The sequence below is a fragment of the Pseudomonas sp. MYb118 genome, assembly GCF_040947875.1.
Lineage (GTDB): Bacteria > Pseudomonadota > Gammaproteobacteria > Pseudomonadales > Pseudomonadaceae > Aquipseudomonas.
In genome coordinates this window covers 1,137,892-1,159,424 of record NZ_JBFRXN010000001.1, presented here as the reverse complement: position 1 = coordinate 1,159,424, position 21,533 = coordinate 1,137,892, and the positions used below count along the sequence as shown (strand labels likewise).

At 62.5% G+C, this 21,533-nt stretch carries 17 protein-coding genes and 1 pseudogene; 10 read left to right on the top strand and 8 right to left on the bottom strand.

Features of this window, described 5'->3' with window-relative positions; translation table 11 throughout:
• Positions 1-32: 32 nt before the first annotated feature.
• The 4 genes and pseudogenes from ABVN20_RS05435 to ABVN20_RS05420 all read left to right on the top strand — a co-directional run.
• A pseudogene (locus tag ABVN20_RS05435) lies at positions 33-389 on the top strand (phage infection protein); the annotation flags it as partial.
• 255 nt (positions 390-644) lie between these two features.
• The gene (locus ABVN20_RS05430) at positions 645-1,034 is read left to right on the top strand and encodes a phage infection protein (protein ID WP_368554571.1); all 390 of its coding nucleotides are present in this window, start codon (positions 645-647) and stop codon (positions 1,032-1,034) included.
• A gap of 161 nt (positions 1,035-1,195) precedes the next feature.
• Positions 1,196-2,719: an ATP-binding protein gene (locus ABVN20_RS05425; protein WP_368554468.1), complete on the top strand. Its 1,524-nt coding sequence runs from the start codon at positions 1,196-1,198 to the stop codon at positions 2,717-2,719.
• 74 nt (positions 2,720-2,793) lie between these two features.
• Positions 2,794-3,813: a GlxA family transcriptional regulator gene (locus tag ABVN20_RS05420; protein WP_368554467.1), complete on the top strand. Its 1,020-nt coding sequence runs from the start codon at positions 2,794-2,796 to the stop codon at positions 3,811-3,813.
• On the opposite strand, the gene ABVN20_RS05415 is transcribed toward ABVN20_RS05420, so the two are convergent.
• Both ABVN20_RS05415 and ABVN20_RS05410 read right to left on the bottom strand, forming a co-directional pair.
• Positions 3,805-5,250, bottom strand: a complete 1,446-nt coding sequence (locus tag ABVN20_RS05415; RefSeq protein WP_368554466.1) for a mechanosensitive ion channel family protein — start codon at positions 5,248-5,250, stop codon at positions 3,805-3,807. The genes ABVN20_RS05420 and ABVN20_RS05415 overlap by 9 nt on opposite strands.
• Before the next feature lie 27 nt (positions 5,251-5,277).
• Positions 5,278-6,240, bottom strand: a complete 963-nt coding sequence (locus ABVN20_RS05410) for a LysR family transcriptional regulator (RefSeq protein ID WP_368554465.1) — start codon at positions 6,238-6,240, stop codon at positions 5,278-5,280.
• Between the two features lie 357 nt (positions 6,241-6,597).
• On the opposite strand from ABVN20_RS05410, the gene ABVN20_RS05405 reads away from it, so the two are divergent.
• From ABVN20_RS05405 to ABVN20_RS05385, 5 genes are all read left to right on the top strand, one after another.
• Positions 6,598-8,121: a sensor histidine kinase gene (locus ABVN20_RS05405; RefSeq protein ID WP_368554464.1), complete on the top strand. Its 1,524-nt coding sequence runs from the start codon at positions 6,598-6,600 to the stop codon at positions 8,119-8,121.
• A 25-nt stretch (positions 8,122-8,146) separates the two neighbouring features.
• A complete protein-coding gene (locus ABVN20_RS05400) occupies positions 8,147-8,797 on the top strand; it encodes a response regulator transcription factor (RefSeq protein WP_368554463.1) in 651 nt (216 codons plus the stop codon).
• A 217-nt stretch (positions 8,798-9,014) separates the two neighbouring features.
• Positions 9,015-10,220 (top strand): NAD(P)/FAD-dependent oxidoreductase, encoded by a 1,206-nt coding sequence (locus ABVN20_RS05395; RefSeq protein ID WP_368554462.1) that lies wholly within the window; start codon positions 9,015-9,017, stop codon positions 10,218-10,220.
• Positions 10,221-10,309: 89 nt separating this feature from the next.
• A complete protein-coding gene (locus ABVN20_RS05390; protein ID WP_368554461.1) occupies positions 10,310-10,558 on the top strand; it encodes a transmembrane sensor/regulator PpyR in 249 nt (82 codons plus the stop codon).
• A 530-nt stretch (positions 10,559-11,088) separates the two neighbouring features.
• The gene (locus ABVN20_RS05385) at positions 11,089-11,760 is read left to right on the top strand and encodes a class I SAM-dependent methyltransferase (protein WP_368554460.1); all 672 of its coding nucleotides are present in this window, start codon (positions 11,089-11,091) and stop codon (positions 11,758-11,760) included.
• A gap of 22 nt (positions 11,761-11,782) precedes the next feature.
• Here ABVN20_RS05385 and ABVN20_RS05380 read toward each other — a convergent pair whose 3' ends face one another.
• Positions 11,783-12,607, bottom strand: coding sequence for an alpha/beta fold hydrolase (locus ABVN20_RS05380; protein WP_368554459.1), 825 nt, complete (start codon positions 12,605-12,607; stop codon positions 11,783-11,785).
• Between the two features lie 216 nt (positions 12,608-12,823).
• Here ABVN20_RS05380 and ABVN20_RS05375 point away from each other — a divergent pair, with 216 nt between their 5' ends.
• Entirely contained in the window at positions 12,824-13,228 is a 405-nt protein-coding gene (locus ABVN20_RS05375; protein WP_368554458.1) for a helix-turn-helix domain-containing protein, read from the top strand.
• Positions 13,229-13,238: 10 nt separating this feature from the next.
• On the opposite strand, the gene ABVN20_RS05370 is transcribed toward ABVN20_RS05375, so the two are convergent.
• From ABVN20_RS05370 to ABVN20_RS05350, 5 genes are all read right to left on the bottom strand, one after another.
• Entirely contained in the window at positions 13,239-14,186 is a 948-nt protein-coding gene (locus tag ABVN20_RS05370) for a helix-turn-helix transcriptional regulator (protein ID WP_368554457.1), read from the bottom strand.
• A 127-nt stretch (positions 14,187-14,313) separates the two neighbouring features.
• Complete coding sequence (locus tag ABVN20_RS05365) at positions 14,314-14,874, bottom strand: cysteine hydrolase family protein (RefSeq protein WP_368554456.1); 561 nt, start codon at positions 14,872-14,874, stop codon at positions 14,314-14,316.
• Between the two features lie 71 nt (positions 14,875-14,945).
• Entirely contained in the window at positions 14,946-16,409 is a 1,464-nt protein-coding gene (locus tag ABVN20_RS05360) for a catalase (protein ID WP_368554455.1), read from the bottom strand.
• 500 nt (positions 16,410-16,909) lie between these two features.
• Positions 16,910-18,337: an efflux transporter outer membrane subunit gene (locus tag ABVN20_RS05355; protein WP_368554454.1), complete on the bottom strand. Its 1,428-nt coding sequence runs from the start codon at positions 18,335-18,337 to the stop codon at positions 16,910-16,912.
• Entirely contained in the window at positions 18,337-21,528 is a 3,192-nt protein-coding gene (locus ABVN20_RS05350; protein ID WP_368554453.1) for an efflux RND transporter permease subunit, read from the bottom strand. Before ABVN20_RS05350 ends, ABVN20_RS05355 begins: the two co-directional genes overlap by 1 nt.
• Positions 21,529-21,533: the final 5 nt, after the last annotated feature.

Here is a 21,533-nt window from a genome sequence, read left to right as displayed (position 1 = left end):
AGCAATATCGCCCACGATCGGCACCTACCCGTATCGCTGAAGGAGGCGCGGATCGCCTCAGCGAACGCCGCGTTGCCGAAGGTGGTTCCGACCGCCTGATCGAACGCCGTGTCGCCGAAGGCGGCTCGGATCGCCTGATCGAACGCCGCGTCGCCGAAGGTGGCTCCGACCGCCTGATCGAACGCCGTGTCGCCGAAGGTGGCTCCGACCGCCTGATCGAACGCCGTGTCGCCGAAGGTGGCTCCGACCGCCTGATCGAACGTCGCGTTGCCGAAGGCGGGTCGGATCGCCTGATCGAACGTCGTGTCGCCGAAGGCGGTTCCGACCGCCTGATCGAACGCCGTGTCGCCGAAGGTGGCTCCGACCGCCTCATCGAACGCCGTGTCGCCGAAGGCGGGTCGGATCGCTTGATCGAACGCCGCGTTGCCGAAGGCGGGTCGGATCGCCTGATCGAACGCCGTGTCGCCGAAGGCGGGTCGGATCGCCTGATCGAACGTCGCGTTGCCGAAGGCGGGTCGGATCGCCTGATCGAACGTCGCGTTGCCGAAGGCGGGTCGGATCGGTTGATGGAACGCCGTGTCGCCGAAGGCGGGTCGGATCGCCTGATCGAACGTCGCGTTGCCGAAGGCGGGTCGGATCGGTTGATGGAACGCCGTGTCGCCGAAGGCGGGTCGGATCGCCTGATCGAACGTCGCGTTGCCGAAGGCGGGTCGGATCGCCTCATCGAACGCCGCGTCGCCGAAGGTGGCTCCGACCGCCTGATCGAACGCCGTGTCGCCGAAGGGGGCTCCGACCGCCTGATCGAACGCCGCGTTGCCGAAGGTGGCTCCGACCGCCTGATCGAACGCCGCGTTGCCGAAGGTGGCTCCGACCGCCTGATCGAGCGCCGTGTCGCCGAAGGTGGCTCCGACCGCCTCATCGAACGCCGTGTCGCCGAAGGTGGTTCCGACCGCCTGATCGAACGCCGCGTCGCAGCCCTGGGCACAGGTTACGACTCGCCCATGTATATCAACACGCACTTCAACATGGACTGACCGACCCGGTTTACTGCTCCATCAAGACCCGCACCCGATTTGGTTTCTCCTGGCCAGAATGGGTTTTAGCGCTCTTTCCCCAAAGAGCGCTTTTTTTATCAAGAACATGGCTCGTCGATTTTTCTGATCGTTTGGTCCAATCAAGTACGGAAGGCGACAACATGATGCTCACCCGACTGTGCAAGCGTATTCTGGCATCAGACCGGCTGGCGTTCAGCGCCTCTTTTTTGGCGGCCATTACCATTTCATCCATCAACCTGATGCTCGACTCGGATCTGGCCCATGCGGTGCTCTACATCACTTTGCTATTCGTCTCGGCGCATATCTTTTCGATTCGGGTAGTGTTGTACGTAGCGCTTCTCTGTTTCGTGCTGGTCACCGGCGATTTTATCTTCGAATACGTTATCCAGAAGACAGGCAGTATTGCCGGCTACATTCGGTGCGTCGTCTCGTTGCTGACCATCACCCTGCTGACCCTGCGCGGCAAATGGTCGACCGATGAGCTGCGGCGCAATCAGGCGTTTCTCACCAGCGCACAGCGCCTGAGCCGGACCGGCAGCATCGGCTGGCGCTTCGAGCATGGCCAATGCAAGGAAATTCGCTGGTCGGATGAAGCCTTCCGCATCTATGGCTACCCCCAGGACATCGAGCCCTCCTGGGCGTTGATGACGGCCCGCCTGCACCCTGACGACCGCTTGCAGGCTGACGATCTGTTCGCCCGACTCGCCGCCGGGGCATTGGACATCGAGTTGGAACAACGCCTGATCATGCCGGACGGCAGCCTGCGTTACGCGCAGATGGTGATCAATGCCATCAACCCCGGCAGTTGCCCCAAGTGCCGTGAATACGTGGCCGCGTTGATGGACATCACCTGCGAGCGCAAGGCCGAACAGGCGTTGTTCGATTCCCAGGCGCAACTGGCCCACGTCACCCGCACGACGTCACTGGGCGAGCTTGCCGCCTCCATCGCCCATGAAGTCAACCAGCCGCTGGCGGCGATCGTCTCCAGCGGCGAATCCTGCCTGCGCTGGATGGACCGTGAACCACCCGACCTACACGAGGCAAAACTGTCCGTGCAGCGGATCATTCAGAGCTCGCAGCGAGCCAATGAGGTCATCGCCTGCATCCGCGCACTGTCGAAAAAGTGCCTGCCCCATCGCCAGGAACAGGTGTTCGACAGCATCGTCACCGACACCCTGCTGCTGATCCAGCACGAGATGAACCAGAAGCACATCAGGCAGCACCTGGCGCTGGACACCGGCCAGGCCCGTATCAATGGCGACCGCGTGCAATTGCAGCAGGTGATCATCAACCTGGTGATGAACGCCTGCCAGGCCATGGGCACTTCGAGTGACGGTAACCGCTCGCTGGACATTCGCACCTGGGTGGAACGCAACGAAGTGCTGATCAAGATCGAAGACAGCGGCAAGGGGATCGAAGAAACCCAACTGTCTTGTTTGTTCAGCCCGTTCTATACCACCCGCGATGAAGGCCTGGGCATGGGCTTGTCCATTTGTCGCTCGATCATCGAGTTCCACGAAGGCCGGATCTGGGCCACGAGCATCAAAGGCCAGGGTGCCGCGTTCACGTTCGCCCTGCCCTTGCTCCCGCCCGCGGTCGACGCGAGAACGTGCAGCGGTCAGGCCAACGCGCTGCAATCTTTACCCAGCCTGAGCTTCGGATGAAAATGGCAGTCGACGCTCGACATGCCAGATAACCACCCCCACACCAATGCCTTGCGATCACCGAGCACGCCGTCATGAACATTCTCACCAGCCTCACCGACCACCCCACCGTCGCCCTCTCCCACCCGCGCACCGTGGTTTTCCTGGCTTATCCGCAGATGGGCCTGCTGGACCTGACCGGTGCGCAAACGGTGTTCTGGGCCGCCTCCAAAGCCATGGCCACACGCGGTCTGCCCGGCTATACCGTGCACACGGCCAGCCTGGAGGGTGGGTTGATTGCCACGGCCGAAGGCCTGTCGGTACACACCGCGTCGCTGCAAGACTTCACGGACAGCGCGGTGGACACCCTGATCGTACCGGGCGCGCCGGACATTCGCCGGGCCATGCTCGATGAGGTCGCGCTGGTCAATTGGCTGCGCCAGGCAGCGGCGAACGCCAGGCGCACCGCTTCGGTGTGCAGCGGTACATTCCTGATGGCCCAGGCGGGCTTGCTCGACGGCTTGCGCGCCGCCACGCACTGGGCGATGTGCGACCTGCTCAAGAGCGGCTTTCCAACGATCGAGGTCGACATTGACGCGATCTTCATCCAGCAAGGCGCGGTGTGGACGTCAGCCGGCGTGAGCACCGGTATCGACATGTCGCTGGCGCTGGTCGAGGCCGATTGCGGTCGCGAGGTGGCGCTGGAAGTGGCCCGGGAGCTGGTGGTGTACCTCAAGCGCCCCGGTGGCCAGGCGCAATTCAGTCATTTGCTGCAATCGCAAATGGACGACGGTGGCAGCTTTGACGACTTGCACCTGTGGATCAGCGCGAACCTGGGCGACGCCAACCTGACCGTCGAATCCCTCGCCCGCCAGGCGCAGATGAGCCCGCGAAACTTTTCCCGGGTCTACAAGCGCAAGGTCGGACGCACCCCGGCCAAGGCCCTGGAGATGTTTCGCATGGAGGCGGCGCGCAGGATGCTCGAGGACTCCGAGCGCAACATTGATCAGATCGCACAGCTGTGCGGCTTTGGTGATGAGGAGCGCATGCGCTACACCTTCCACCGCCATCTGTCGATTTCGCCGCGCGAGTACCGCAGCCGGTTTTCACGCTGACGGCAGGCGCTTTTTCTGCAACCAGCCGAGAAAACCGCTGCGTTTGGTGTGCACCGGTTTTTTCGCCACCACCGATTCACGGATTTCTTCGCGCTGGTGCACCAGATTGTCCAGGGCGATGTGCAGGTCATTGCTGTGTTCCAGTTGCGCACCCAGCAGGCTGCGCTCGATGCGGAACAACCGCCCGCTGGTCAGGCTGCGGAACTCGCCGCGCGAACGCCCTTCGGCCAGGATGCCCTCCTCACCCAGCACTTCGCCGGGCCCCATGCGCCCGGCTTCGATAAAGCGCTCACCGTCGTGGATCGACACCGAGACCACCCCGGTACTGATGATCATCAGGCAATCGGACACCGCGTCGAACGCCAGCAGGACTTCGTTGGCCTGGTAGTCCACGGCGGTCATGTGGTCGGCCAGGCGGTCGCGATCCTCAAGGCTCAGCGAGCGGAACACCCGCACATCTTCCAGCAGGCGGCGCGGCCGATTCCACGTCTGAACGTCGGGCAGCACGCTCCAACTGACGCCCGCCGCCTCGAGATGACGATGGGCAAGGTCGAACATCAGGTTACGCACTTCGGTCTTGTGCGACAGCGACTCGATGAACCCCTTGAGTTCGTATTCGTTGTATTCCAGGTGCGAGCTTTTCACCGAGACCTTGGGCGTGAACCCGGGCAGCAAGGCGCGGGTGCCTCGCAGGGCTTTTTCCAATGCATCAATGGCCTTGCGCGGACGGACAGTGCTGGGAATCGCCATCACTACACTGACGCCATAGGCATTGCCGGGGCGACTGAGGTTGAGGATCTTGGCTTTGGCCGCCAGCGAATTGGGGACAACGGCCATGCTGCCCAGTTTGGTCAGCATGTGCGTTGAGCGCCAGTCGATTTCCACCACCCGGCCCTCGACGCCATCAATGACGATCCAGTCATCCACTTCGTAGGGTTTGGTGGTGTTGAGCACGATGCCGGAGAACACGTCGCTCAAGGTACTTTGCAACGCCAGACCGACAACGATCGCCATCACCCCGGAAGTCGCCAGCAGCCCCTTGACCGGCAATTGCAGGACATACGCCGCCGCGCCGACGATCGCCATGAGGAAAATCGCCGCGCCGATCACATCGTGCAGCAAACGCGCGGTATGGCCGCCGCGCGAGGTCAGGCCATTGCCGAGCACCACCGTCAATGTCCGAGCGGCGAACAACCACCAGGCGATGCCGATCATCGTCGCCATCAGGTTGAGGATCGCGTCATCGGGCCACAACGGCGGCTGCAACGGGCTGATGCCGGCGGCCGTCAGCACCCAGGAAAATGCCACGAACACGGCGATGCGCGAAAACATGCGCACGACCGGGCGGTCGATGCCCAGCACGCGCCAGAGCGACAGGTCGAGCAGCATCAGCGCCGCACCGATGATCAGGGGGTGGGCCTGGAAGAAATTCAGCATGGTGTGTTACCGGCCATTGACGCCCGATCAGGCAACGGATGAAAGTGTGTTTTCGACCGGCAGCGACCGCCGCCCCCCTGCTTCCTGTTCGGCCAGGAACGCGCTGCAACGTGAGCGCAGCCAGCGCTCGGCCGGATCGTTGTGCGTCGCCCCGCGCCAGACCATCGACAGTTCCTGCTGCGGCAGGTCCAGCGGCGCGAATTCGGCGCGCAGTCCGTCGATCATGGCCATGGAGCGGGCCACGTAGTCAGGGACAATGGCGATCATGTCGCTGTCGGCCAGGAGCACCGGCAACGCGCTGAACTGTGGCACCGTCAGCACCACTTTGCGCTGGCGGTCGATATGGCTCAAGGTGCTATCCACTTCATCTATAACGTTGCCCATTGAGGAGACCACCGCGTTAGGGCGCCGGCAGAACTCGTCGAGGTCCAGCTCCCCGGGCTGCGAATCGGCGCGCAGCAGCATCGGGCGAATCGGGCGCAGCCCCTTGCGCCGCGCATTGGCGGGCAGGTCCAGGGTATGGCTGATGCCCAGGGAAATTTCCCCCGAGGTCAACAGTTGCGACATCTGCCAGTGGTCCGCGCGGCGCACCACCAGGGTCATGTTCGGTGCTTCCACCCGCAAACGCCGCAGCAAAGAAGGAAACAGCGCGTACTCGACATCATCCGACAGGCCGACATGGAACGTCGCCTCACTGGTCTCGGGATTGAACGCCTGACAACGACTCAGGGCCGCCGCGATGCCATCGAGGGCCGGCGCCAGGTTGGAAAAAATCTCTTCGGCCCGTGACGTCGGCTCCATCACCCGACCGGAGCGGATGAACAGCGGATCGTCGAACATCTGGCGCAAACGCCCCAGTGCACTGCTGATGGTCGGTTGACCGAGGAAAAGCTTCTCGCCGACACGGCTGACATTACGCTCGTGCATCATCGACTCGAAGACCACCAGCAGATTGATGTCAGCACGACGCAGGTCATTTCTGTTCATCATGGAAACCGCCCGGCGATGAGGCCTCAGAAGTTGGAAGGTTGGCGTGCCATCTCGCCCCCTTTCAATAATCCGGAGCAACGATGCGCGGTGTATGAGCAGGTTATGCCGTTGACCGGCAAACGTATGTCGTACCTGAGGTCAACGCGCTCATCCATGGGTTTGGCGTTTCATACCTGAGTATGGGAGCGATGTACTGGCGCCCCCGTCGACAGGTGAATATGGCCGTTTTTCAGGGATTTATGTCCTATCGGATGAGAACCGTTGCTTTGTAGGATATCTCCCGATGCTCCGTCCCCCCGCTATCAGATGTGCAGGGTCATAATGAAAAACAATCGGTCTGCGAGCACGCGCAAAGCGTTGCCCTTTTTTTTCAACCTCTTTGCCCGAACACCACGCAGCCCGAACCTTGTCGATGCCGTGATCGCCATCAGCCCCAGTCCATGGATCAATGCCCTCGGGTGGTTGATCGGGCTGGTGGTGGCCTGCGGGATCGTGGTGATCAACTCTGAAACCCACAACGACCTTGCCCCGACGATCCTGTACATCACCCTGCTGCTGATGGCCGCCAATCTGTTCTCGATCAACGTGGTGATCTCCATCGCCCTGATGTGCATCCTGCTGCTCACCGCCACCTATCTGATCAACGGTGGCTATCACCACTGGGAGTCGACCACCGGTTTTTTCCGCTGCCTGACGGCGTTGTCGGCCATCACCTTTCTGGCCCTGCGCAGCAAATATGCGGCCGAGCGCCTGCACCACAACGAGTTGTACCTGCTGGGCGCCCAGCGCTTGAGCCAGACCGGCAGCATCGGTTTTCGCGCGGATGGCAAAGCGATTTCCTGGTCTGAGGAAGCGTCGCGGATTTTCGAGTACCCGCAGAATGAATTGCCAACGGTCGAAATGGTGCGGGCGCGGACTCACCCCGACGATGTACACCTGGTCCACGAAGTGTTCGCCAAGGCGGCGACCCGCTCCGAGCTGATCGAGGTCAAGCATCGCCTGCTGTTTCCCGACGGGCGCATCAAGTACGTGCATATGATTGCCAGCCCGCTGTTCGAACAGCACGGGCGTTGCGACTACATCGGTGCGCTGATGGACATTACCGCGAGCAAGGAAGCCGAGCTGGCGCTGTTCTGCGCGCACACGCAACTGGCGCATGTCACCCGGGTGACTTCGCTGGGCGAGCTGGCGGCCTCGATTGCCCACGAAGTGAATCAACCGCTGACAGCGATCACCAGCAGCAGCGAAGCCTGTCGACGCTGGCTCAACCGGCCGCAGCCCGACTTGCCCGAAGCCCTGCAATCGCTCGACCGGATCCTTGCCAGCGCCTGCCGGGCGAGCGACGTCATCAGTGGCATCAAGGCGCTGTCACGCAAGAGTGATCCACGGCGCCAGCGTGAGTCGATAAACGACATCGTCAGCGAGACCCTGTGCCTGGTGCAGCAGGAGCTGGCGCATCATCAGATCACCTTGAAAGTCGAGCTGCTGGCGCAATCGGACGAGGTCAACGTGGACCGGGTCCAATTGCAGCAGGTGATCATTAATCTGATCATCAATGCCTGCCACGCCATGGACGGCGCCGAAACGCGCGACCGGGTGATGTACGTGCGCACCTGGGTGGTGGGAGGCGCGGCGGTGGTGGAAGTGGCGGACCAGGGTTCGGGCATTGCCGCCGATGTCCTGCCCTCCCTGTTCACGCCGTTTTTCACCACCAAGGCGAACGGCCTGGGCATGGGCCTGTCGATCTGCCGCTCGATCATCAATTTTCACGACGGCCAGATCTGGGCCACCAGCGCCGTCGGCCGCGGTACCTCGTTCAAATTCTCGCTGCCGGTGGCAAGCACCGCTGCGCGCACACCTGACGAACAACCGTCTGTTTAAGGATCACGCACTCTATGGAAGCTCCATGAACGAACAGCACCCCATGAACAAAATCGTCAATCAAGAGCCCCTGGTGTACATCGTCGATGATGACGCCCCCCTGCGCGAGGCGCTCGGCAGTCTGCTGCGCTCGATCGGCTTGCAGGTGGAGCTGTTTGGCAATGTCGCCGAGTTCATGAGTTTCACCCGGCCCGACATTCCCAGCTGCCTGGTGCTGGATGTGCGGTTGCAGGGCACCAGCGGCCTGGACTTCCAGCATGAACTGCTGGCGGCCAACATCAATCTGCCCATTGTGTTCATGACCGGGCACGGCGATATCGCCATGACCGTGCGGGCAATGAAGGCCGGCGCCGTGGATTTCCTGGCCAAGCCGTTTCGGGAGCAGGACCTGATCGACGCGGTGTCCGCCGCCCATGCCCGCGACAAGCAGCGTCGCGAGTCCGATCGGGGCAATGAAGAACTGCGCAGCCGCTACGCCACCCTCACGCCCAGGGAGCAGACCGTCATGGCGCTGGCGGCATCCGGGTTGATGAACAAGCAGATTGCCGGGGAAATCGGTTTGAGCGAAATCACGGTCAAGATCCATCGCGGCCAGGCCATGCGCAAGATGTTCGCGCGCTCCTTCGCCGACCTGGTACGCATGGCCCAGGCACTGGGTGTCGACCAGCCCCAGTGAGCCCGCGCCCACCAGCGCTCATACTTTGGTATATCCGCCTCACACCAAGGCGTGCCGGCACTGACCCTATGTAGAAGTGTTCTGGGGACGTGTGCTCGATAGCATCTTCCTACAGCGAATCGAACCGTTTCGCGGTTGCTCATGAGAGTCATCCGAAACGCGGTCACGCTTGAACAGACAACCCGTTAAACGTTCGTATTTCTTCAGGAGTCTTCCGATGAAGCAGCAAATTCTAGTTATTGGCGCAGGGTTTGGTGGAGTCTGGAGCGCATTGAGCGCCGCCCGTCTGTTGGACAAGCATGATCGCAACGACGTGGAGATTACCCTCCTGGCTCCACAGGCCGAGCTGCGCATCCGTCCACGCTTCTACGAGCCCGATGTGCACACCATGAAGGCGGATCTGAACGACCTGTTCGCGGCCGTGGGCATCAAATTCGTCAAGGGCAGCGCCGAGAACATCGACACCGCCAAGAAGCAGGTCAGCTACAGCGACGTCTACGGCACCAACGGTGTGCTGAGCTATGACCGCCTGGTGCTGGCCGCCGGCAGTAAACTGAACCGTCCGGCTGCACTGCCGGGCGTCGTCGAACACGCTTTCGACGTCGACGAAATCGAAGCGGCCGCTCGTCTCGAAGCGCATATCAAGGCGTTGAAGGATCTGCCCAATACACCGGCACGCAACACCGTGGTCGTCTGCGGCGGTGGCTTCACCGGTATCGAGACCGCCACCGAAATGCCGGCCCGCCTGCGCGCCGCGCTGGGCGACGATGCGCCGATCCGTGTGATCGTGGTCGATCGTGCACCGACCCCGGGGGCCTCGCTGGGCGCCGGTATCGGTCCATCGCTGATCGAAGCCTCGAATGAACTGGGCGTCGAGTGGGTGCTCAACGCTTCGGTCGCTGCGGTGGATGCCAATGGCGTGACCCTGGGTGACGGTCAGCACATCGAGTCGAACACCGTGATCTGGACCGTCGGCTTCCGCGCCAGCCCGCTGACCGAACAAGTGGCGGGTACCCGTGACCCACAAGGTCGCCTGCACGTTGACGGCAACCTCAAAGTGCTCGGCCATGCCGACGTCTACGCCGCCGGCGACACCGCCTACGCCGCCACCGATGACAAGGGCAACTTTGCCGCCATGTCCTGCCAGCACGCGATCTCCCTGGGTCGTTATGCCGGTAACAACGTCGCCGCGGACCTGCTGGGTGTCGCACCGACCCCTTACAGCCAGCCCAAGTACGTGACGTGCCTGGACCTGGGCGCCTGGGGCGCAGTGTTCACCGAAGGCTGGGACCGTGAGCTGAAGCTGGTGAAGAAAGAAGCCAAGGAGCTCAAGACCCAGATCAACACCGTGTGGATCTACCCACCGGCCGCTGATCGCGCCGCTGCCCTGGCCGCTGCCGACCCGCTGATTCCAGTGGCCTGAGTCGCCTGCCTGGCAATGCCCGCGGTACGGATCGTACCGTGCCGCGGGCCTGCAATACGTTTCAAGACACCTGCGTCGGGATGATCGACATGTATGTATTTTTCGAAAGTCCCCATCGCGTGTTGAAATTGTCTCACCTGCTGCTGATTGGCGGGCTGGTCATGTTGATCACGGGTATTTTCCTGGCTTATGGCTTTGATGCCTACCTCAACCTGCCACAGCTGATCGGCGCCCACGCCCTGACGATCCTCGGCCCGACCGCGATCAAGCTGGGGTATGTGATGCGGTTACTGGCGTTCAATCGGCTGCGACTCGACCAAAGCGTCGCGACCGGCTGAAGCCACACTTCCCAAAAGCCCGCCACTTGTTTTTCTGGCGGGCTTTTTTTTGTCTCTCGGGTGGGGGAGAACTGTGGGGGCTCGCGGTGTCTGGGCTGTTTTTTCGCGAGCAAGCTCGCTCCTACAGGGATCTGCGCTGTCCTCTGTGGGAGCGAGCCTGCTCGCGATGGGCGTTAACGATGACGCGGGTGGTCTGGATGCCTGCGGTGCCTGGGCCATTTTTCGCGGGCAAGCCCGCTCCCACAGGGGGGAATGCGGTCCTCTGTGGGAGCGGGCTTGCTCGCGATGGACGTTAACGATGACGCGGGGTGTCTGGATGGCTGCGGTGCATCGGCCATTTTTTCGCGGGCAAGCCCGCTCCCACAGGGGAATGCGGTTCTCTGTGGGAGCGGGCTTGCTCGCGATGGGCGTTAACGATGACGCGGGGTGTCTGGATGGCTGCGGTGCATCGGCCATTTTTTCGCGAGCAAGCTCGCTCCTACAGGGGGGCGCGTTTATTCTGGGGGAGTCCTTTTGCAGCGGATTTTGCCATGAGTTCTCCTGAGTCCATTCTTTTGCAAAGCTGGCAGCACAACGCGCAGGCCTGGATCGAGGCGGTTCGTGGTGGCGCTATCGACAGTCGGGTTCAGGTGACTGATCGGGCGATTCTGCTGGCCATTCTGGGTCGGCAGCCCGAGCGAGTGCTGGATCTGGGTTGCGGTGAAGGCTGGTTGTTGCGGGTGCTGGCCGAGCGCGGCATCACGGCGGTCGGTGTGGATGGGGATGCGACGCTGGTCCAGGCTGCCCGGGCCGCCGGTGCGGCGACGGTGCATCTGGCGACGTATGAGCAGTTGGTGGAAGCCGCGGTGGATATCGGCCGCGACTACGAGTTGATCTGCGCCAATTTCGCCCTGCTCCACCAGGACATCATTCCGCTGCTCGCGGCCATGCACGCCCTGCTCGCCCCCGCTGGCGCGCTGGTGATCCAGACGCTGCACCCGTGGGTGGCCGCCGCTGGCGATTATCAGGATGGCTGGCGCGAAGAAACCTTCGCGGGTTTCAAGGGCCAGTGGCAGCCCATGCCATGGTACATGCGCACCCTGTCCAGCTGGATCAATGCGCTGGACATGGCCGGTCTGAGGCTGACCGGCCTGCAGGAGCCACAACACCCGCAAAGCGCCATGCCGCAATCGTTGCTGCTGGTCGCCGAGCAGCAACGATGAGCGTCATCGCGCCCTGCGTGCCTTAGCTGCGCACGAAGGCCAGCAGGTCGGCGTTCAGCCGTTCCTTGTGGGTATCGGTGATGCCGTGAGGCGCCCCTTCGTAGACGATCAGCTTGGCGTTCTTGATCCGCTCCGCCGAAGCACGGCCGCCAACATTGATCGGCACGATCTGGTCGTCGTCACCGTGGATGATCAGCGTCGGCACGTCGAACTTCGCCAGGTCCTGGGTGAAGTCGGTCTCGGAGAACGCCTTGATGCTGTCGTAGGTGTTCTTGTGACCACCGCGCATGCCCTGCAACCACCAGGCCTGAATCACCCCTTGTGACGGCGTGGCACCCGGACGGTTGTAACCGAAGAACGGCCCGCTCGGAATGTCGAGGAACAACTGCGAGCGGTTGGCCAGCAGCCCGGCACGAATTTCATCGAACACCGACACCGGCACCCCGCCAGGATTGGCATCGGTCTTGACCATCAGCGGTGGCACTGCCGAAATGAGCCCGGCTTTCTTCACCCGCGCGGTGCCGTGACGGCCGATGTAGCGCGCCACCTCGCCACCACCGGTGGAGAACCCGAACAAGGTCGCGTCCCGCACATCCAGATGCTCGAGCAACTGCGCCAGGTCATCGGCGTAATGGTCCATGTCGTTGCCGTCCCAGGGCTGGCTGGAGCGGCCATGACCGCGACGGTCGTGGGCGATGCAGCGGCAGCCATTGGCGGCCAGGTGATACATCTGCGACTCCCAGCTGTCGGCATCCAGTGGCCAGCCATGGCTGAACACCACGACCGGGCCCGAGCCCCAATCCTTGTAATAGATTTCTACGCCGTCTTTGGTGGTGAAGGTACTCATGATCCTGTGCACTCCTGAGTTTTTCCGAGGGACCGCGGTTTCAACAGCATGGGTAATTCGATCACGGCGGACTACGTAAATCCGGCACGCTGGAACATCGCAGGAATAAATGACACTCCTGTGTCTGCGGTCGGCGAATTTGCCTGTTTTACGTAGTGCCGCCATCGAGTTTGGAGAGAGTCTTGATCACCTGACAAAGCCCGATAGCAGGTTGCGATGAAAAAGCTTGCGCCGCCGTGTCCAGATTCCGTACCCACCACCACGCGCGTCCGTTGGCAGCGGATCCAGCGTCGAGCCAACATCGCCAGGGTCCTGGAACTGCTGCAAGGCTACGACGAACAGCCGATGCGCCTGTCCGAGCTGTGCCGCCAGGCCGGTGTCAGCGAGCGCACATTGCGCTCGATTTTCCAGGAGGTGTTCGGCGTCGGCCCCAATCGCTACCTGCACATTCGCCGCCTGCACCGGGTACGCGCAGCCCTGTCGATCGCCAGCCCCGATACCGAGACGGTCAACCGGATCGCCCTGCGTTTCGGCTTTTCCGATCAGGGCCGCATGGCGGCCGACTACCATCGCTTGTTCGGCGAATACCCCAGCGCCACCCTGATGCGTTCGCTGTTCTGAGCGGCGGCGTTCAAGCCTGCACCCGCGTTTTCGCGGCCTTCAGCGATTGCGCTGGCAACTGACCGAAATACTGGCGGTACAGGCTGGCGAACCGGCCGAAGTCCCACACACCAAAACGCGCACAAATGCTGGTGACAGTCTCCTGCGGGCCGGCGTGGCGAATGGCGCAGCGGATGCCATGCAGGCGGCGGATCATCAGGTAGCGGTGCGGGCTCATGCCCAGGTATTCGTTGAAGACATTGCGCACCGTGCGTTCCGAAGCGCAGGTGGCCTGGCAGATGTCCTCGATGTAGACCGAGCGGGTCTCCAGGGCGTCGAGCAACTCCAGCGCCCGCCGCAGGATCTCCTTGTGGTCGCGATGATGACGCGGCGCGGCGTGCAGCGGATCAATGGGCAAGAGCAGGCGAAACACCAGGTCCATCACTTCCCGGCGCGCGGCCTCTTCGCCCATTTCACCGTGCAGGCCGTCCGGTTCATGGGCCTCGATGTGGAACAGACGGCGCGCGAGCCACAACAGCGGGCCGAGATTGCGCTGGGCATTGCTGACCATGTTGCGGTGCAGCACGGAAAAATCGAATTCGTCTTCACGCACCGCCGCCCAGCCCAGCACCTGTTCGCAGGACATCGCGACCGTCAGCCAGCTGGCCGGGCTTTTCGCGTTGATGTGGAACATGGCGTTGGGCACCATCCAGCCGATCCGTCGGCGATTGAAGGCTTGCCCGTCAACCGCCGTGGACTCATGCCCCGTCAGCGGCACGAAGATATTGAAGTAACCGGGCAGGCCGATGCCGGTGTACACGGTGCCGGCACCTTCGCGGCCGCTCATCAGGGCCACGCCGTTCAGATCGACCACGTTGAGTTGCCAGTCGCGCTGCTGACGGGTACGCAATACGTAGCGGCCCTGTACGCCGTACAAGGCTTCCTCGAATTCATCGAACTCCGGGCAGACCAGCTGCATCGGCGCACCTCCCCGAACAGTCGCAGGCAGCCTCCGTGCCGGATGAGTCCAGGCCAGTGAGCATAGACCACGGATTTGGCAGGTCGATGAACGGCTGTGACCGTCCATCGCCTGCCGCTGCCATGGCTCAGCGCTCCAGGTACTCGGAGGTGGAGATCACCGGCGCATAGCCGAAGCTCAGTGCCGCCATGAATGCGGCGTGCACCTGGGCAGCAGGCACCTTGACGCCATTGAATTCGAGGTCAAGGGTCGCGCAGGCATCGTGCAGGACTGTGGTGGTGTAGCCGAAATCCACCGAGGCGCGCGTCATGCCGTCCACACACATGTGGCTCATGTTGCCGACCACCACCACTTCATTGATCTGATGCCGGTCGAGGATGGCCTTGAGTTCGGTTTCCCGGAACGAGTTGATGTAGTGCTTGAGCACCACCGGCTCATCCGCGCGGTTCTTCGCGCTGTCGTGGATTTGCGCGCCTTCGCTGCCGGGACGGAAAAACGGCGCGTTGTCATCCTTGAATTCGTGGCGGATATGCACCACCAGATCGCCCCGCTCGCGAAATCGGTCAATCACCCGCGCCGCCTGCGCGGCGGCGGCCTCGACGTTGGACAGGGTCCATCTGCCCCCCGGGAAATAGTCATTCTGGATGTCCACGACCACCAGTGCCCTGTTGCTCGAACCATTGCTCATGATCTTGCTCCCGCTGAGGTTGTCGATGAGGCGTTCGCTGGCCAGGCCCCCGGCTCAGCTGCGCCCCGGATTCAATTGCTGGTCAGGGCTGGCTCCGGCAAATCCAGGCCCAATGCCCTGGCCACGCCCGCACCGTAGGCCGGGTCGGCCTTGGCACAATTGGCGATGTGTCGATGTTTGATCATCGGCGGTGCATCGCCCATTGCCCGGGCGGTGTTGTCGAACAGCGCCTGTTGTTGCGCCGGCGTCATCAGGCGGAACAGGTTGCCGGGCTGCTCGTAGTGATCCTCGATGACGCTCTGGTCCCAATGGCCGGCGTCGCCTTCAAGGGGCAACGGCGGCTCGTGCAAGTGCCGATGGTCCTGCCACTCGCCGAAGCTGTTGGGGTAATACGACAGGGTCGAGCCCTGGTTGCCGTCGGTGCGCATGGCGCCGTCGCGGTGATAGCTGTGGAACGGGCAACGCGGCGCATTGACCGGAATATGGTTGAAGTTCACCCCGAGGCGATAGCGCTGGGCGTCGCCATAGGAAAACAACCGCGCCTGGAGCATCTTGTCCGGCGAAAAGCCCACGCCTGGCACCACGTTGGCCGGCGAGAACGCGGCCTGTTCGACTTCGGCGAAATGGTTGTCCGGGTTGCGATCGAGTTGCAGGATGCCGACTTCCTCCAGCGGGTACTCGGCATGGGGCCAGACTTTGGTGAGGTCGAAGGGATTGTGCCGATGGGTGCGGGCCTGGTCCTCGGTCATGGTCTGGATGCACAGCTTCCAGCTGGGAAAATCCTGGCGTTCGATGCTTTCGTAGAGATCGCGGAGATGGCTCTCTCGGTCCTGGCCCACCACCTGTGCCGCATCGGCGTCGCTCAGGTTGCTGATCGGCTGCTGGCAGACGAAGTGAAACTTGGTCCAGACCCGCTGGTTGTCGGCATTGATCAGGCTGAAGGTGTGGCTGCCGAAACCGTGCATGTGCCGGTAACTGCCGGGGATACCCCGGTCACTCATGACGATGGTCACCTGATGCAATGCTTCGGGTAACAGCGTCCAGAAATCCCAGTTGTTGGTCGCCGAACGCAGCCCGGTGCGCGGATCGCGCTTGACCACATGGTTGAGGTCGGGAAAGCGCAACGGGTCGCGGAAGAAAAACACCGGGGTGTTATTGCCGACGATGTCCCAGTTGCCTTCGTCGGTGTACAGCTTGACGGCGAAGCCACGGATGTCCCGTTCGGCATCGGCGGCACCGCGCTCGCCGGCCACCGTGGAAAAACGGACGAAAGCCGGGGTCTGCTTGCCCACTTCGGCAAACAGGCTGGCCTTGCAATAACGACGGATGTCGGCGGTGACGGTAAAGGTGCCATAGGCGCCGGCCCCTTTGGCATGCATGCGGCGCTCGGGAATCACTTCCCGGTCAAAATGCGCGAGTTTTTCCAGCAGCCAGATATCCTGCAACAGCGCCGGCCCACGCGGACCGGCGGTCTGACTGTTGAGGTTGTCGACCACCGGCGCACCGGTGGCGTGGGTGAGGTGTTTGTCGTTCATCAGGGCGACCTCTCAGTGCATGACCGAACGCATGATCGGTAAATGCCCTGCCCCGGACTACGTAAAAACGGCAAATTGTCGGCGCTCCTCGCTCCTCTCATCTGTAGGAGCGAGCATGCTCGCGATGGACGCCAACGATAACGCTGAACACCTGACACTCTGTGGTGCTCTGGAAACCATCGCGAGCAGGCTCGCTCCCACAATGGACCAATGTGAGATCCCCTCTGTGGGAGCGGGCTTGCTCGCGAAGGGGCCATGTCAGTCACCTTTGATGTGTCTGATGCACCGCTTTCGCGAGCAAGCCCGCTCCCACAATGGGCCGATGTGAACACAGAATTCAAATCGGTCAGAGCCACTCCCTGTGGGAGCGAGCCTGCTCGCGATGGGGCCGTGTCAGTCACCTTTGATTTGCCTGATGCACCGCTTTCGCGAGCAAGCCCGCTCCCACAATGGGCCGATGTGAACTCAGAATTTAGATCGGTCAAATCGCTCCCACAGTTTCATGCACCGCCTCCCAGCTTCGCCAACGTCCCTGCCCCGCTGTCCCAGCCACCGCCCAGTGCCTTGTAGATCGCGACGATCGCCCGGTACTGGTCGGTTTCGCCCAGTGCCTGTGCGTCTTCGGCGTTGAGTCGTTCACGCTGGGCATCGAGCAGCACCAGATAGTCCACGGTGCCTTCCTTGTACTGCAAGGCTGCGAGGTCGGCGGCGGCGCGGCTGGATTCGCTCTGGCGGATCAGCGACAGCAGGCGCTGCTGGCGTTTGCCGTAGTCGCTGAAGGCATTTTCCGATTCCTCCAGTGCCAGCAACACGTGCTGCTCGTACGTAGCCAGCGCGCCTTCGGCGTTGGCGTCGGCACCGCGAATGCGTGCCCGGACGCTGCCCAGGTCAAACGCTGCCCAGCTGATGTTCGGCCCCAGCGCCCAGGCCCTGGCTGCGCTGGAACCGATCTGCGAACCGCGACCGGCGGTGAACCCCAGGAAACCGCTGAGGCTGACCCGTGGGAACAGGTCCGCAGTGGCGACACCGATGTCGGCGGTGGCAGCCGCCAGCCTGCGTTCGGCGGCAAGGATGTCTGGTCGGCGGCGCAGCAGTTGGCCTGGATCACCGATAGGCAGTGCCTTGGCGATGGCAGGCAGGTCTGCGGGGCTCAACGACACGCTCAGGCTGTCCGGGCGCTCGCCCAACAGCGTGGCGATACGGTTTTTTTGCCGCACCTGCTCGGCCTGCAACTGTGGCACCGTCGCCTCGACCGCCGCCAGTCGCGCATCGGCGCGCACGACGTCCAGCTCATTGCCGGCACCGGCATCGCGCAGACTGACGGTCACGGTGCGCGAGTCCTGCTGATTTTTCAGGTTGGCCAGGGCGATCTTTTCGCGCAACTGGGCGCCGCGTAGCTGGCCGTAGGCGTCCACCAGTTCGGCGATCATCGTCACCCGCAATTGGTACAAGTCGGCCGCAGCGGCGTCTTGCTGGGCATCGCTGGACTCCAGTTGACGCTGGATGCGGCCAAACAGATCGACTTCCCAGGCCATGTCCAGGCCCAGGTCATACCGCTCCTGATTGACCCGGCTCTCGGTCTGGCCAGGCACTTGCCCCCGGCCCTGATGGCTGCTGGCGCGACTGGTGATCACCGGCAGGTTGTCATTGCTGATGTCATCGCGAATTGCCCGCGCGGCCTTCCAGCGGGCAAACGCCACACGCAGGTCTCGGTTGCCTTGCAGGGATCGGCTCACCAATTGGTTGAGCGTGGGGTCGTCGAACTGCTGCCACCACACCGTTTCGAACCGCGTTTGATCGTATTGCGCGGTTTTGGCGAACTGGAGGTTGGCCGGCTCGGTATCCGGCGTTTTGTAGTCCGGGCCCACGGTACAGGCAGCGAGTGCCACCACCAGCAGAGCGGGCAGAAAGAGCTTGAGGTTGTTCATCAGTGTGCCTCCGGATTCAGGGCGTTGGCCGGGTCGAGTCGGCGAGTCTTGCGCGCGTTTTTGCGCTCGATGTAGCGACGGATCAAGACGAAGAACACCGGCGTCAGCAGCAAACCGAAGAACGTCACGCCGAGCATTCCGGAGAACACGGCCACCCCCATCGCCCGGCGCATTTCCGAACCGGCTCCGGTGGATGTCACCAGTGGAATGACGCCCATGATGAACGCGAAGGAGGTCATCAGAATCGGCCGCAGGCGCATGCGGCAGGCCTCCAGCACCGCGTCCAGCGGTGACAGGCCCTGCTCCTGTTTGTCCTTGGCGAACTCCACGATCAGGATCGCGTTCTTGCAGGCCAGCCCCACCAGGACGATCAGCCCGATCTGGGTAAAGATGTTGTTGTCGCCCTTGGAAATGATCACCCCGGCAATGGCCGACAGCAGCGTCATCGGCACGATCAGGATCACCGCCAGCGGCAGGCTCCAGCTTTCATACAGTGCCGCCAGCACCAGGAACGCCAGCAGCACACAGAGCGGGAACACCAGCAACGCGGTGTTGCCGGACAGGATCTGTTGGTAGGTCAGGTCGGTCCATTCGTAGGTCATGCCGTTGGGCAGTTCTTCCTTGAGCAGCTTCTCGATGGCCGCCTGCGCCTGGCCGGAACTGTAGCCCGGCGCCGCACTGCCATTGATTTCAGCGGTGACGAAGCCGTTGTAGTGCGAAACCCGGTCCGGCCCCGAGGTCGGGCTGATCTTGACGAACGTCGCCAGCGGGATCATCTCCCCACGGTCATTGCGCACCTTCAACTGGCCGATCTGTTCCGGTTCCTGGCGGAACTGCTGCTCGGCCTGCACATTGACCTGATACGTACGACCGAAACGGTTGAAGTCGTTGGCGTACAACGAACCGAGGTACACCTGCAGAGTGTCGAAGATGTCGTTGATCGCCACGCCATGGGTCTTGGCTTTCTCACGATCAATGGCGGCCTCCACCTGCGGCACGTTGACCGTGTAGCTGGTGAACAGGTTGGCCAGTTCCGGCACGCTGCGACTCTTGCCGATGATGTTCATGGTTTCCTTGTACAGCTCGTCGTAACCCAGGTTGCCACGGTCTTCGATCTGCAACCGGAAACCGCCGATGGTGCCCAGGCCTTGCACCGGCGGAGGCGGAAACACGGCGGTGTAGGCGTCCTGGATGCCACCGAACTTGGCATTCAGCGAGGCAGAGATCGCCCCGGCGGACAGGCTCGGGTCCTTGCGCTCATCGAACGGCCGCAAGCCGATGAAGGCGATGCCGGCGTTGGGGCTGTTGGTGAAGCCGTTGATCGACAGGCCGGGGAACGCCACGGCACTGTCGAAGCCCGGCTCGTTCATGGCGATGGTGCTCATGCGGCGAATCACCGACTCGGTGCGATCCAAGCTGGCGGCGTCGGGCAACTGCGCGAAAGTCACCAGGTACTTCTTGTCCTGGGTGGGCACAAAACCGGTGGGGGTGGTGCTGAAGCCCATGTAGGTCAGCGCGATCAGCCCGGCATAGATCAACAGCGCGACACTGCTGCCGCGGATGATCTTGCCCACGGCAATCACGTAACCATGGCTGGCCTTGTCGAAGAAGCGGTTGAAGGGTTTGAACAACCAGCCGCCCAGCAGGCGATCGAGCACTTTGGAAAAGCGGTCCTTGGGTGCGCTGTGGGCCTTGAGCAATACCGCCGCCAGCGCCGGCGACAAGGTCAGCGAGTTGAACGCCGAGATCACCGTCGAGATGGCAATGGTCAACGCGAACTGCTTGTAGAACTGCCCGGTCAGGCCGGAAATGAACGCTGCCGGTACGAACACCGCGCAGAGCACCAGCGCCGTGGCGATGATCGGCCCGGTCACCTCGCCCATGGCCTTCTGTGTGGCCTCGGCCGGTTCCAGCCCGGACTCGATGTTGCGCTCGACGTTCTCCACCACCACGATCGCGTCATCGACCACGATGCCGATGGCCAGCACCAGGCCGAACAGTGACAACGCGTTGAGCGAGAAACCGAACAGGTGCATCACCGCAAAGGTGCCGATCAGCGACACCGGCACCGCCACCAGCGGAATGATCGACGCGCGCCAGGTCTGCAGGAACAGGATCACCACCAGCACCACCAGCACCAGTGCTTCGAACAGCGTGTGCACCACCGCCTCGATGGAGCTGCGCACGAAGATCGTCGGGTCATAGACGATTTCGTAGTCCATGCCTTCCGGGAAGTTCTTTTTCAGCTCGGCCATCTTCGCCCGCACCTGGTCGGAGATGTCGATGGCGTTCGAGCCCGGACGCTGGAAGATCGGCATCGCCACCGCTTCCTGGTTATTGAGCAAAGCGCGCAAGGCGTATTGATTGGAACCCAGCTCGATGCGGGCGATGTCTTTCAGGCGGGTGATTTCGCCGTTCGGGCCGCTGCGGATGATGACGTTTTCGAATTCCTCTTCGCTGACCAGCCGTCCCTGGGAGTTGATCGACATCTGGAAGCTCGTGGCATTCGGTGCCGGCGGCGAGCCCAGCTGCCCTGCCGCGACCTGACGGTTCTGCTCGCGCACCGCGTTGACCACGTCGGTGGCGGTCAGGTTGCGCGAGGCCGTCTTGTTCGGGTCGAGCCAGATGCGCAGCGAGTAGTCGCCGATGCCGAACATCTTCACATCGCCGATGCCGTTCAGGCGCGCCAGTTCGTCCTTCACATTGAGGATGGCGTAGTTGGACAGGTAGAGCATGTCGTAGCGTTTGTCCGGCGACACCAGGTGCACCAGCAACGTCAGCTCGGGCGAGGCCTTGTCCACGGTGATACCGATGCGCGTGACTTCCTCGGGCAACTTCGGCTCGGTGCGGGTCACGCGGTTCTGCACCTGGACCTGGGCGTTGTCCAGGTCAGTGCCCAGGGCGAAGGTCACCGTCAGGGTCAATCGACCATCGGCAGTGGACTGCGAGGACATGTACAACATGTTCTCGACCCCGGTGATTGCCTGCTCCAGCGGCGCGGCGACGGTTTCACCGATGACCTTGGGGTTGGCGCCGGGATAGTTGGCGTGCACCACCACGGTCGGTGGCACCACCTCCGGGTATTCGCTGATCGGCAATTGAAACAGCGAGATCGCGCCGGCGATCAGAATCAACAACGACAGCACGGCGGCGAAGATCGGGCGCGTGATAAAGAACCGGGAGAACTTCATGTCGG

Excerpts from the sequence above, each read along its gene's own strand:
- ABVN20_RS05400 (WP_368554463.1), top strand. The coding sequence starts at position 8,147 with ATGAACGAACAGCACCCCATGAACAAAATCGTCAATCAAGAGCCCCTG.
- ABVN20_RS05350 (WP_368554453.1), bottom strand. The coding sequence starts at position 21,528 with ATGAAGTTCTCCCGGTTCTTTATCACGCGCCCGATCTTCGCCGCCGTG.
- ABVN20_RS05360 (WP_368554455.1), bottom strand. The coding sequence starts at position 16,409 with ATGAACGACAAACACCTCACCCACGCCACCGGTGCGCCGGTGGTCGAC.
- ABVN20_RS05415 (WP_368554466.1), bottom strand. The coding sequence starts at position 5,250 with ATGCTGAATTTCTTCCAGGCCCACCCCCTGATCATCGGTGCGGCGCTG.
- ABVN20_RS05430 (WP_368554571.1), top strand. The coding sequence starts at position 645 with ATGGAACGCCGTGTCGCCGAAGGCGGGTCGGATCGCCTGATCGAACGT.
- ABVN20_RS05420 (WP_368554467.1), top strand. The coding sequence starts at position 2,794 with ATGAACATTCTCACCAGCCTCACCGACCACCCCACCGTCGCCCTCTCC.
- ABVN20_RS05390 (WP_368554461.1), top strand. The coding sequence starts at position 10,310 with ATGTATGTATTTTTCGAAAGTCCCCATCGCGTGTTGAAATTGTCTCAC.
- ABVN20_RS05365 (WP_368554456.1), bottom strand. The coding sequence starts at position 14,874 with ATGAGCAATGGTTCGAGCAACAGGGCACTGGTGGTCGTGGACATCCAG.
- ABVN20_RS05385 (WP_368554460.1), top strand. The coding sequence starts at position 11,089 with ATGAGTTCTCCTGAGTCCATTCTTTTGCAAAGCTGGCAGCACAACGCG.
- ABVN20_RS05375 (WP_368554458.1), top strand. The coding sequence starts at position 12,824 with ATGAAAAAGCTTGCGCCGCCGTGTCCAGATTCCGTACCCACCACCACG.
- ABVN20_RS05380 (WP_368554459.1), bottom strand. The coding sequence starts at position 12,607 with ATGAGTACCTTCACCACCAAAGACGGCGTAGAAATCTATTACAAGGAT.
- ABVN20_RS05355 (WP_368554454.1), bottom strand. The coding sequence starts at position 18,337 with ATGAACAACCTCAAGCTCTTTCTGCCCGCTCTGCTGGTGGTGGCACTC.
- ABVN20_RS05410 (WP_368554465.1), bottom strand. The coding sequence starts at position 6,240 with ATGATGAACAGAAATGACCTGCGTCGTGCTGACATCAATCTGCTGGTG.
- ABVN20_RS05370 (WP_368554457.1), bottom strand. The coding sequence starts at position 14,186 with ATGCAGCTGGTCTGCCCGGAGTTCGATGAATTCGAGGAAGCCTTGTAC.
- ABVN20_RS05395 (WP_368554462.1), top strand. The coding sequence starts at position 9,015 with ATGAAGCAGCAAATTCTAGTTATTGGCGCAGGGTTTGGTGGAGTCTGG.
- ABVN20_RS05425 (WP_368554468.1), top strand. The coding sequence starts at position 1,196 with ATGATGCTCACCCGACTGTGCAAGCGTATTCTGGCATCAGACCGGCTG.